Genomic DNA, 13,383 nt, shown 5'->3' on the forward strand with positions numbered 1-13,383 from the left:
TTCGTCATTCGTTCTTGTCCATTAAGCAAAGGGATTCAAAGAACTAAGACCGCTAGCTATAGACTCACCTGGATTCTTGAAAAAGTCCCCTGCTGCTTTTCCCCACTCGCTTATTTTTTCACCTGCTTTATCCAAACTGTCTTGGAGGCCTAAAGTGTTATGACTATATAAAAATTCAAAAGCTGCTGTTGCTCCTACACCAACCGCTACAGCCACTCCCCCCGGAGGAAACGCCAACGCAATTGAAGTTCCTATTGCTAATACTGTTCCGCTATGCGCGACTGCTTCTCCCGCTGTTTTACCATTATTTGCAACATCATCATAAAAGCCATAACCGACTCCTGCCCATCCAAATGCCTTTCCTGCTCCTTTTGCATACTTAGAAAACTGTAACAACTTATCAGACTGTTTATACGTATCTTTTATTTCCCTATAAAAATTCAGATCCGCTACCTTCGTTCGAGAGGATATTTCTTTTTCACTTTCCATTAAATAATCAGCTAACTCTTTTCTACTAAGCCCCGATTTCTTTAAGAAGATAGGTAAATATCCTTCTGCATGTTCCCAAAGCATTTTAGGCATTTTTTTCACAACGTACTCTGCGAAAGTCTGATGATCATCCAAATATTGTTCCAGCATATCATGATCTTCCAAGTATTTTATAAAACTATCTGTTGACTCCTCCTTTAACTCTTCTTCACTCATATTTCCATTTGTACTTTTAACGACATTCAATATGGCAGTGAATTGATCATAGTCAATTTCACCGTTCTTAAATTCTGTGTAGGCTTTATTTACTACTTCTCTGGATGAAGGTTTATTTAGTTCCTTAAGCGCACTTTCCTTAATATTCTTAGCCTTCTCCATCTGTTCTTCTTTCTTACCCTCACTGTAACTCTTTAACTTCGCTAGCTCACTACCCTCAGAAGCACCTTCAAAATCCGCAAACCGCGCTTTCCCTTCACTCGCTTTAGCATTATTCATCACTGTTTCAATCTGATTTATGACTTGTTTCACATCTGTTTCATCGCCTACACCATTGAACGAGGATAAATCTTCATCCAGCTCTGTAATTTTCTTGACCGCCTTCTTTTTCCATTCGACTACATCCGTAAAAGACGGGGGAGTAACGGAAGAAATATCATTCACTTTTCCAATTATATCATGGATGATTTCGTCCTGCTTCTCCAAATCCTCAAATACTTCATTAATGTCTTTCTTGACATTCTTCAAATAATTGCTCTTAATGATGGCAGAATCGCTGCTATCGACATCGGATTCGAATGTATCGATATGCTGCTGCAAATTTCCTTCAAGGTCATCAAACAACCCTTTAAATGAATCCAATAATGTTACATGCAGTTCGCCAAAATATTGTTTCGCTTCCTTTGCTGCTTTTCCTGAAAAGGAATCCATGCCATTAATCGTTTCAATATTTTCTATTACCTTGTCTAACTGAGACTGAAAATCGGCGGAAGCTTCTTGCAGATCTTTTGAAAAATCGTTTACCTCGGACATATCCACTTTATTTGCCATTCGTTACCCTCCTTATGCACGATCATTTCATCATTTGTGGTCCGCTTACCTTAGCCAGTTGCTCATCATTTTCTACCATTTCTTTCCCGACGTTATCCAATGCATTAATATCGGAATCCAACATCTGTTTATACCTTTCTAACAACTTGATGGCATCAATCGTTGTTTCCAGATCATCCATAAATGGCTTAAGATTCGTTTTATCAAATTCCCGAGTTATATTGATGCTACTCTTAATGCTGGAACAAGCTGACCGCAGGCTGTTAATATTCGAGTTAAATTCACTTATTTTAATACTAACTTCTTCAGCCATCTCTATTAATCCTCCTTCGCTGCTTTAATATTGGACTCCAAGCTGTCCAATACATTTTGCAGATTTTCCAGTCCAGCCTCGGCATGAGCCTTTTCTTTTCTTGCCGCCTCAAGATCTTCATCAATTTGTTGTTTTGCTTTGCTCGTATCAGAGTCATACATTCCTACAAAAACGCCATAGGAGTTATATTTTGCTTCAAATTGCTTCTCCTCTTCACCCTCCCATTTTGACTTGTTCACTTCAAAGTCATCAATCTCCTTCTTAATGTTTGTTAAACTTTGAATGCTGGTCTGCATAGAGCTTGATGCCTCCTGCAGACGTTTAACTTTTTCAGTTGCAGCCGAAATCATGTTCCTTGAATTTTCCATTCCTGCCTCGACCGTTGTCTTTTGCTTTTTCAAACTGCTAAGCGATGTTCCTGCGCCCATCTACACTCCTCCTTATTCCGGAATTTTTATTTTCACATATTCATGATCCATGGCGTAATAACATTCATATGGATTTGGATATTTTTCTTTTCGGATAAACGGCTGGCTGAATATATCCTGGTCGCCAAGCCGCATCGTGAGCAGACCAACTGTTGATTGCCTGCGGACGTATTTTGGTGCCGGGTCATAACTGCTTCCGATAAATCCATAGTCTCCGCATATAATAAAATGAATGCCAACGGAAGGTCCTTCTTCCAATAGTAATGGCAACTCCTTATCATCCAGCTTACTCCGGGATGCAAAATCTTTCAAATCTTTAATCATAACAAGCCACTTAGTTTTTTCCGCATTTCCTTGTAAACGATGATTAATTTCAGTTATCAGATCTTCTTTTACCACGGTAACACCCTCTGCATCCGAGGGGTAAGCATTTAATTGGTTTCCTATGTCTATAAGCGGCTTATCATTGGTATCGATTAACATGGTATGGTATGCACCATTCAGCATCGTCATATTTTTCGCAAGTGCATTGGTCAGTTTATCGAGACCGTCTTTTCGGTCACTGACAACAGTAAGGAAATTGTATTTCTCCGGATCATATACAAGTGGGGTAACTTCCTCGAATTCAAGCCCCAATGGTAGCAATTCCTTTTCGACGTGCTTTTTCGTTCGTTTATTTTTCTTGAACTGCTCAAAATCAATTGCTCCCTCAGGCATCATCGGAATGTCCTCAGGCCGCTCCCCATCCCAATGCTCATCCATCAATTTCGCCGTCTCTTGAATCTTATCAATCATACCAAGTGCTTCTTCACCTTCTGCCGGCAAGGTAGCCTGAAACAATGCTGGATCTTCCAATTTCACCAATCCGCGTCCGGCGATTTCCTCAATTTCCAAATCCGTTTTTCCAACAATCGATCGTACTTCCATGGAATCAATTAAATATAAAGCGATTTGCAGTTTCATATTAGATAATAACGGCATTTTCAAGGCGTTTTGTCTGCCTGCACTGATCGCTAAATGGATACCAATGCTTGCACCCTCACGGGCGATTTGCGTAATTAACCGATCAAATTCTTCCCCGAAATCTGCTTCCCTTACCGTGTCATAGTTATCAATCGCAATCATAATGTTCGGCACGGTTTCTTCACTTGCCTTTTCATACATCTCCATATTCGCTACACCATATTGACTTAACTTCCTCTTTCGGTCTTTGATAGTGTTGGTTAATAAACGAATCCACTTACCGATCTTTTCTATTTCATCAACTAACATCATATCCGCCACATGTGGTAAGTTTTTCAATGGCAATAACCCGTTGGTGCCAAAGTCTAGTAAATAAATATGCAAGTGCTCCGGATTATGCTGCCGAACCAGGTCCATGACCAATGTTTGCAGAAAGGTAGATTTTCCATAACCGGGACTGGAGAAAACAGCGATATGTCCGTTTTTCGTCAAATCGATTATTAGTGGCTCCTGTGCCTGTAATTCCGGTTGGTCTAACAAGCCAATGGTTGCGTGTAATAGCTTCTTGGGCTCCTGCCAAGCCTCTTTAAAATCGACCGGATGCAAGTCTTGGGCAAAGATCTGCTCAGGCAATGGCGGCAACCACGGCCTTGGCAATGGCTCAATCTGCTGCGCCTCCGTATAATCGTGAATATAATCAATCACCGCATCCAATTCCGTTGGTGTCTGCTCAATCTCGTCTTTCTTGTCTAATCCGCTCAAGTCCTCGGTCAAAATATCATACTGTCCCAAGTCATTGATGGCGTAGATGGTAGTATCGACCAGTTCATGATCATCTTTATCCGGGACATAATCCGCTCCACTCCAGGCGCTCTGGAACAGTTCATAGATTTCATTGTTCCCGACCTGCAAATATGCCCGACCTGGCAAAGTAATTTCCGCTGCATCGGGGGTTTTCAGCACTTCATTGGAATCACTGGCATTTTGTACTTTGAGTGCCAGCTTGAATTTGGAGTTCGACCAGATTTGGTCATCGACAACCCCGCTTGGTTTTTGTGTTGCCAGGATTAAATGAATGCCCAACGAACGACCAATCCGTGCCGTGGATACCAATTCTTTCATAAAATCCGGTTGTTCTGCTTTTAGCTCGGCAAACTCGTCGGATATCAGGAACAGGTGGGGCATGGCTTCACTTGCTTCTCCTTGTTTGTACAGCTTCTGATATTGGTTAATATGGTTAACATTGTGTTCCCCGAATAAGCGCTGGCGTTTTTGCAGTTCTGCTTTGATTGATGCCAGCGCGCGTAATGCCTGTGCCCGGTCGAGGTTGGTAATCGTCCCGAGTAAATGCGGCATATTCCTGAATAAGTTCGCCATGCCACCGCCTTTATAGTCAATTAAGAGAAAGGCAACTTCATACGGGTGGAAATTGACAGCCAATGACAGAATATAGGATTGAATGATTTCTGATTTACCCGAGCCAGTCGTACCGGCGACAAGTCCGTGTGGCCCGTGTGCTTTTTCGTGTAAATTCAACTGCACGATATCGTCTTTTCCACGCAGCCCCAGCGGAACAGCCATGCTTTTATATGTTTCATTTTGCTGCCAGCGCTGGGCAATCCCCAACTGCTCCACTTTCTCTACACCGTACATTTCCAAAAAGGTAACACTTTCCGGTATCGTGTTTTTCAGACTTTGCAAATGGTTGAGTGGAGCCAGCGCCCGGGAGACATCTTCCTTGTTAAAGCCTGCTGGAAAATGATCCGGTACGAAACTGTGGTTGACCAATTCGCCTTCTTCCAAGATAATATTTCCGCTTTTTGCGTCACGAATATCAATTACCGTTGTGACATGTTCCGGTAAAGACTGCATTACATCCTGGACAAACACGAGGGAAACACCGAGCTCGCTTGGATCGTCATTAAAGAATTCCATGATCGTATGGTCCAAAATCAGCTTCTCATCGGTTATCAGCACGACATAATGCGGTGAAAAATAGGTTTTCTCGTTTTGATTGGCTTTTTCATCCAACACCAGCTTGCGTTCTTTCAACACTTGATATATCGAATGCAAGACTTGGTCACGGGATCGTTCATGATAGATAAATCCGCGAACGTTCAAATCTTGCAAACTGGCATGTGGCAGCCAGCGCATCCAGTTCCAATCCGTTTTTTCTTCTTCTGGAAAAATCGTAATAAATTGCACATCGTGATAACTTTGAAACAAGGCGATTTGCATGACTAATAATTGTAGTTGTTCCAGTACAAGTTCCCGCTGGCCGATATAACCGACCGGCCCCTTGGTAAGTGAGGTGACCACTGGAACATCGGTTATCCCTTGGTATTGGGAACGTAATTCACGTGCCATATCAACTAGTACATCTTGTTCCTGGGTAAACTCCTCCTCTTTAAATTCAATCTCAAAGCTGGAATCCACTTGCCCAAGTCCGGTGCGAAAATGTAAAAAGTCATGGTGGAACATCGTTTTCTCATAGGTCCGTGCATCAATACGCAATGCCATATCCCGGATTTGTTCCACATTTGGATAATGATACGCCAATGCATGACGCTGTTCTTCACTGGTATGGTAGAGCTCTTTCATCTTTCGTTGCAGATATTCACGGTATGTTTTATCACGGTGTTTCATGTCTCTTTTATATTTTTTTACACTTTTTACGTATGATGTGATGGAAAAGATAATCGTTGTCACGGTCATCGCCAGCATCACAATAATATAGATCCCGCGCGGATGAATCAACGTAATAATCACGAGTGCGGCAATCATAACCAGTGGCGGGACAATCGTTCGTGCCAATTGTTCGCTTGGTTTGGACGGTTTATTGGATGGCTTGGCAATGACCCGCTTTTCCTCCGGTTCCCGATAAATGATTCTTGGTGAACGATGGTAATCGGGATATTCCACGCTAAAATGATTGTCAGCCTCTACAAGCGGGATCAACTTGGATGCTACTTGTTTCCCCGGTGCATGAATCTGGATATCGTCTGTTCGAATCAGGACAAACACTCCGGCAAAAAATAATTCATCCCCAGGTTCAAGATGCATATTTAACTTTGCCCGGGTAAAGTTATGGTAAATATCCCCTTCCTGAACCTCCAGAGAAAATCCCCGTTTGTCTGTTTCCCGGACAAGAACAAAGTCAACCGGAACGTCTTTGATCATGACATCATCATAATCGTGATTGCCAAATGTAATACTGCGCTTACCGGCTACGTCATAAATTTGACCTTCCATCTTGTCCATTAAATAAAAATGTATCGGCTGATCCGCTGCAATGGTCAACTGTTTATTTTTATGTAAAACCTGATCGGCAATATAACATACTTCCCCATCCCAATGAACCGCGATGGAGCGATCCAGCGTAAAAAATGTCACCGTATCCGCCCAATCATTTCCCACCGTCAGTTCTTTCGGCGTGTTATCGGGTAAATGGCATTTATGCAGTTGGTCACTATAGCTTACCATCAATGTTTTCTGAGCCATCTTTGTTTCTTCCTCTCCAAACCTGTCCATCTAGTTGTTAAGCAGAACCTAGTCTTTTTTCTTATCCTTTTCATCTTTCTTTTGCTTGTCTTTCTTCTTATCTTCATCTTGTTTCTTGTCTTCTGCTTTTTTCTTGTTGTTGTCTTCCTTATCTTTCTTTGCTTGTTCTTTTGCCTGCTCCTTTACCCCGGCAGCCGCGGAGCTATCCGCTTCATCCTCATCGTCATCGTTCTCCAGATATTCTTCTTTGTATTTGTCCAATTCATCTTCTAAATCATTGACCTTCTCATCTCGTTCAGACCCATTTAAATCCGGATCATTTTGTGCTTCTTCAATCTGTTGGATCATCCCGTGCATAATCAACTGTGGATCATCGATATATTTGGCTTTATCCATTGCCGTTTCCAGATCTCCAAGTCCATTGTAAATCCAATAGAGCAAGTAATTATCATCACTTTTTAGGCTAACATTTTTCATGATGGCTTCCTTATTTTCATCCGATAAATTTTCTACCGTAATATAGGAATAAGCTAAAATGTATTTGGTCGCTTTGGGCAGTTTTTCCGGATTTGTTTTCTCGAGCGTCGAAATCACTTCTCCATAATCGGAAGCCAGATATGCATCATGGGCATCCAATAATTTGTGCTGGTATGGCATGGTAACAAACCCGAAGTAGGCAAGTGGTGCCGCCAACAGGACCGCAACTATGATCATGATAATCGATAATTGTTTAAACAGACGAAATCGTTTAATGGGGACAACTTGCATCTGCCGCTGGGTTTTCTTTTGCTCTGCCTGATAGCTTTCTTCCAAAAATGCTATCAGTTCGGCAAGATCATCCATACCGCTAACCTGTTTTTCAAATTCTGTTTCCTTAGCGTTGGCAAGCGCCCCATTGTACAGCTGGTCAAAACTATATTTATTGGAAATAAGGGCGATACTTAGGCATTTTAATTGTTTGAGAAAATCTTGTTCACTCATCGAAAAAGGTGGAACAATATCACGAATCCCCCGGTAGACAATCAAAGGCATCAGGTTATCATCGAACACCAAGTTATCCGGATGGAGGAAAAAGGTAATTCTTGTTGACAAATATTTTTTGAGCCGGGATACATTACACAGCAGCCGTAATTTTTCATTACGTCGCAGCTGTTTGACCTTTTCCCAATGTTTGTTATTCTGGCCGACCGCAAATGAAAACGTAAAGGAATCCCCTTCTTCCTCTGCCTGCACCGGTACAAATCCATCCTCAGGAGCCTGTTGCATCATTGCTAGCTGCCGGATATCCTTTGCCCGGGTTTGCGACTTAGGCAGTGCTAATTGCCAGATACCCTCTTCTATTGAAAATTGCAGTGTGAGCCGATCAAATTCAATCGTTTTTTCGTTCATTCCTATGACTCCTCCATTGAAGCTCCTATCAAGAAAGGCGTAAGCGGTCCGTTCAGCGGCGTATGTGCTGCGCCCGCGCAACACGGGTGGTTCGGTGTTGCTGCGCAAAGCAGCGGTTTTAACCGAACATTCCTACCATGGAGATAAAGGAAACATGCCCCTGCAAAAGGGGTATGCCGACGCCTGAGCGCAAGCCCGTTCTTAGTCGGCCTTCCTTTGTCTCCGAACCGATGTTGACTTATCGTACGGAGGTGAAGGAAGCACACTAGCCGTTGGGCGCTGAAGCTGGACATGGCCTTTCTGGTTAAAGATTTCATACAGATATAAATTTTATTATTTCTTCTCTTGTAAAACATGCTGATGAAGAAGTACCTCCATCAGCCTTTGTTCAATAAGCCGATTTTATAAAACAGTTAGAATGTCTCCATCGGCTATGGGAAAATCGATTAACATATCATCGTCTGCCAAGAGCAAATCTTTGGTAATCACTTTTACGGCACAGCGGGAACGATCCAACTTGTCCAGTTTCAAGGTATCGATCACATCCAACAGCAATTGTTTGACGGATAATTGGATGGGAATCCGTAAATCATATATGCCGCCATTTCCACAACTGGTAAAATCGATGGTCACATTAATATGTGTATCATGTAACATCTTCCCACACTCCTAATCTGTCAATTTCCGCATCATGATAAAGACACCGCCAAACAATATACAAGCAAGACCTGCCAGCACGATGAACAGCATGTTATTGAACCATGATTGACTTTCCTCTTCCTGATCGTTATGTTTCTCTGCTTTTGGGGCCGTATAGTCCGCCGTAAACAATGATTGCTTGACCTGTTTTACTGTTGTATCCGGCTCCATATCCATCGTAAATAGCGAATGCTCCAAGTCTTCCATCGATTCCTTCTGGTCCTTTTGCTTCGATGTTATCTTATTCTTGGTTTCTTCTTTAAATAAATCTGGCAACCTTTTTTCCTGTTCTGTTTCGGTATTCCGTTCGAGCCCCTCGTTGTCTCCTTGAATAATCCGATCAATCTTCCATTGTATTTGACCCTTGTTTTTTGAATCGTCTTCTGCTGATGCGGTAACAGGCAACATCAGCAGAAAACAACATATACACAGAAAAAGGAGCTTAGTTCGCCTCAGCAACATGTTCATCATCCTTCGATTTACTTTTATCAGAGCGATGTATGACAAGTAAATTAGCCAGTGCACCGACCAGGATGACCCCAATCATGACCATCATTATCATGAAATAACCATCGTCCCCCTGTGTCACCTTGGTCATTAAGGTTTCAACATATTGTAAAGGAGAATACATTCGCAATGTATCGACACCACCGAGTCCGGATCCCAATGCTTTGGTTAAGAGTAAATAGACACTTAACATCGCAAGCAGGATAAACATTCCAATCATTTTTATTTGTCGCAGCAAGTATGATGACACTAGCAGCATGGCGAGCATGATTAGGATTATTAACCCGGTCCACATCATCAATTGCCCGTTATTGATTCCCAGGAAGTATCCGGAAACGAGTCCAATGACTAATCCCTCGGCGATACCAATACTGGCGGTGATTCCGGTTATCAACGCATTTTTGCCCATTAATGATTGCTCGTGTTCGAACTGATCTCCTGCCGTTCGTCGCTGGTTGTTCAGGGAAATTACATATGCTGTAAACAATGCGACAATAAAACAAATCAACACAAGGAAATATGGCGTGAATGTATCACCGGCAAGAATAATTCCTTGATTTTTTGTTTCTACCGGGTTGGAAAGGAAATCATACAGATCCTCATTTTGCCGGTCACCAATTCGACTGTTGGCAAGCACACCCGTAAAATTGTCCGCAAATTCCTGGTCATCCAAAACTTTGTTGGTCATATTTGTCGAAAGATCTTTCGCTTTATTCACCAATGCAACGCCGCTATCCTGAATGGCGCTTGCCTGGTCATCGATCGTATCAAAAGTCTGATACACACGGGAAGCCGATTGCAGATTCCCGCTCGCTTGATCGGCAAGGGCCTGACTTTGCATTAATAATGGCTGAAACTGTTGGCCCAGTGACATCACTGCAGTTTGTTCCTGATCATTGTTTTGCTGAATTTCTGCATGATTTTCTACCAGATCCATACTTTGTTCGCGCCAATTGGTAATGCTCTCCAGTGTTTTTCCAAGGCTTTCATTCATCAAAGCGGCGGCATCCGTTGTATCGGAAACTTTTTGGGCCAGCTGTTCGGCATTTTCATCGGTTTTTTCGACAAATGCCTGATACGCGGTTATTCGATTCCGTAAATTTTCCAGTGGCTGTCGAACTTCCTCGGTAACACCTGCTTTGATTCGACCAATTACATAATCAGCTAATACTGCGTCCGTGTCCTTTTTATTAAACAGATAGTAGAGTGATGACTTGGAAGCAATATCCTCCAACCTTTTGCCATTATTCCCCACCGTAGAACACGCGCCAGGACCACCAGCGTTGTCACAAGTTAAATCAATCCCGAAATAGGTCTCATAGGAAGCGAGCAATTTTTGGTATGGACCGATTGTATTGGTTACTGCATGAATCAAATCCTTTGTTGCTTCATCAATGACAGGTGATGCGACTTCATGGTGGATAGTGTTGTTGATGACTTCCACTTTTTCAATCTCATCGTCATCTTTATCACCTTCATCTCCCTTGTTCGCTTCCTTATTCTCGTCTTGATCTTCATTTTTGTCTTTATAGGCATCCGTATCATTGTCGTCTTTAGGATTTCCCGGCTGTTCAGATTCCTTTTCGTTGTCATCCGGCTGGTTATCCTCATTATCATCTGTGTCTGCTTTATCTTGATTATCCTTGTCTTTATCTTGATTATCCTTGTCAGCTGGTTGATCAGTGTCATCGTTTTTTTCGTCCGTATCCTTGTCATCTGGTTGTTCCTCATCCGTTTTATTATCAGATGCATCTGGTTGCTGGGTACTGTTGTCTTCTCCCTTGTTGTCGTTGCCCTTTTCTTCCGTCATACTGGCAACCAGCGGGGTATTGGGCATAGTTGTTAAAGTATATTCATCCGGCTCATCAGCATCGGTAATGTCCTTTTGATGCAGACTCCAGCTCCATTTTGCCAGCTGGTAGACATCAATATCACTGGCAGGATCCTTCAGCCGCAGTGTTAATTTAACGTTGAACTTGCCTTTAACATTTGCAGGCAATTTGATCTGATGATTTTGATAATAGGCATCGGTATAGTTGGCCTCTTGCTGATTTGGCAGCTGTAAAGCTAACCGTTCGACCGTAAATTCATCAGGGATATCATGCAACTCAAATATTTGCCCAGACTCAGACTTTTTGTTCTCGGGAAGAATGACGGAATCTGTCATGGTTACCCCAGTCTTGTGCAAGTAATCTTTCAATGCCTGTACATTTAAAATCTTGTCTTCATCGGTATCTGATTCTACCGAGCCGAACTCATCCTTATATTTCTTCGTTATCGCCAAAACGTTTTTAATTTCGGTAACTGTACCTTGGGAAAGACCCGACCCCTCAATCACATTTTCATCCAGGGTAGGCAGCTTGGAAATTTGTGTTTCAATATATTCCCGAGTGTTGTTATCCGCGTAATCAAAAAACTTATTGGCACTCATATCGCCATTTTCACTGTTAAATGCGTCCCCGATAATTTTCGACAGTTTTTTTCCCACTTTATCATCAAGAATATCGGTTTCCAGCATCTGATCGACATTTTTCTGTGCTTGATTGACCGTGTCCAGTGCATCCTGAAGACGCGCCCGCAACATCCTTGTATCGGTCACAATACTTCTCATATCACGTTTTGAATCATCTTGTCGTTTTTGAAACTGCTGGCTAATCATTTGGTTGGCAGCTTGCAATTGATTTAGCTGCTCTTCTATATCTGCACTGTTGACCTGACCTTGATACTGATTTAACTGATCAAGGAAATTCATCGATAGAGCACTATTCGCCTGATGTAATTGTGCTGTATCGTTAATACTAGATAAATAGTCTTGAGCAGAATCTACCCGGTCTGACAAACTATTATTAAAGGAGTCCAGTGTATTTTCAAATCCGCTGAAACTATCTTTGGAGATTTTTGTACTGTTTTTTACTGTTTGAAACTGATTCGTATAATTGGCGAGCGGATCATGGATGTCATTGTTGTATGTGTATGTATATTCCGCTTCCTTATCTATGATCCCGCCAATGTTATCCTGCGCATTTTGCAGATGCCCAATCACACTGGCAAAATATACATCAATAATGCGACGGTTAAAATCATTTAATACAGAACTGGCCGTCTTTTCTGCCCGCGCTTTTACATCCTCATTCTTGGAGGCATTAATCTTATAATTTAATTCGACTTGTTCAGGTGAATCGGAATCGATCGATAATGCCTTTTTTGAAAAGTCGTTTGGTATGACAATCATCATATCGTATGTATTCTCTTCCAGCCCGTTTTCCGCAACACCACGGCTAACAACGTACCAATCCTGGTCATTGTTTTTGTCCATACCTTTAACAAACGCGTCCCCAAAATTCAGTTCGTAGTTATTAAACATCGTACCTTGATCTTCATTTACCAAAGCAATGGACATGGTCTGTACATCTTGCGGATCCTGCTTTTTCGTCACATGATGCAACGATAAATAAGACAATCCGGAAGCAAGGACAAGCATTAAAACCAGGAACAATGCCAACTGTTTGTATCCCTTTTTCATTGATCAACATCTCCTGCTCGTTCCATATGATAATAAAGTAAACATTCATTCAGTGGGAGAGTTCTAAAACATATTTGTAATGAACATGAGCTACACAACAATGGTCGTCGTGTAGCTCATAAATAGTGAAGAATGGACAGAATTCATTTTTCCACTCTTAAAAAAACTCAGCTTGTCACCAAGTTCTTAGCGAAGGCCAAAGTTTTGTGATAATGCTTCGTCTTGTTCAGCAACCGCTTCAGCAGTTTTTTGTAATTGAACTTGAATTTCCTGCATTAGCTGTGCGAAATCTTTTACTTTTGGACGCAATTCATTGAATTGATCATCGAAACGTTCAAAGGCACGTCCTTCCCACTCGCCTCTTAATTCTTCTTGTAAATTAGACAGATCATTCAAGACTTCATCAATTTTGTCTGAACCTTGGCCATAGCGTTGTGCCTTCGCCTGCAGTTCATCTGGTGTCATACGAATTTGTCCTGCCATCTCTTCATCTCCCTCAAAAAATAATAAAAACTCTTAAGCTT

The 13,383-nt window shown here is 42.0% G+C and carries 9 protein-coding genes; all 9 read right to left on the minus strand.

Annotated features, from left to right (window positions below; translation table 11 throughout):
- Nucleotides 1–21: 21 nt before the first annotated feature.
- Nucleotides 22–1,536, minus strand: a complete 1,515-nt coding sequence (locus O2S85_RS17400) for a T7SS effector LXG polymorphic toxin (RefSeq protein WP_269410541.1) — start codon at nt 1,534–1,536, stop codon at nt 22–24.
- Between the two features lie 22 nt (nt 1,537–1,558).
- Nucleotides 1,559–1,849, minus strand: a complete 291-nt coding sequence (locus O2S85_RS17405) for a TIGR04197 family type VII secretion effector (RefSeq protein ID WP_269410542.1) — start codon at nt 1,847–1,849, stop codon at nt 1,559–1,561.
- 5 nt (nt 1,850–1,854) lie between these two features.
- Nucleotides 1,855–2,277, minus strand: a complete 423-nt coding sequence (locus tag O2S85_RS17410) for a YwqH-like family protein (RefSeq protein WP_269410543.1) — start codon at nt 2,275–2,277, stop codon at nt 1,855–1,857.
- Nucleotides 2,278–2,289: 12 nt separating this feature from the next.
- Entirely contained in the window at nt 2,290–6,741 is a 4,452-nt protein-coding gene (gene essC / locus O2S85_RS17415) for a type VII secretion protein EssC (RefSeq protein WP_269410544.1), read from the minus strand.
- A gap of 48 nt (nt 6,742–6,789) precedes the next feature.
- Complete coding sequence (gene essB / locus O2S85_RS17420; protein ID WP_269410545.1) at nt 6,790–8,130, minus strand: type VII secretion protein EssB; 1,341 nt, start codon at nt 8,128–8,130, stop codon at nt 6,790–6,792.
- A gap of 402 nt (nt 8,131–8,532) precedes the next feature.
- Nucleotides 8,533–8,787: an EsaB/YukD family protein gene (locus tag O2S85_RS17425; protein WP_269410546.1), complete on the minus strand. Its 255-nt coding sequence runs from the start codon at nt 8,785–8,787 to the stop codon at nt 8,533–8,535.
- 12 nt (nt 8,788–8,799) lie between these two features.
- Nucleotides 8,800–9,300, minus strand: a complete 501-nt coding sequence (gene essA / locus O2S85_RS17430) for a type VII secretion protein EssA (RefSeq protein WP_369419623.1) — start codon at nt 9,298–9,300, stop codon at nt 8,800–8,802.
- Entirely contained in the window at nt 9,272–12,859 is a 3,588-nt protein-coding gene (gene esaA, locus O2S85_RS17435; protein ID WP_269410548.1) for a type VII secretion protein EsaA, read from the minus strand. The genes essA and esaA overlap by 29 nt, the downstream gene beginning before the upstream one ends.
- A gap of 186 nt (nt 12,860–13,045) precedes the next feature.
- Complete coding sequence (locus O2S85_RS17440; RefSeq protein WP_269410549.1) at nt 13,046–13,342, minus strand: WXG100 family type VII secretion target; 297 nt, start codon at nt 13,340–13,342, stop codon at nt 13,046–13,048.
- Between the last annotated feature and the right edge of the window lie 41 nt (nt 13,343–13,383).

Origin of the sequence: Lentibacillus daqui, assembly GCF_027186265.1 — a bacterium.
Taxonomy (GTDB): Bacteria; Bacillota; Bacilli; order Bacillales; family Amphibacillaceae; genus Lentibacillus_C; species Lentibacillus_C daqui.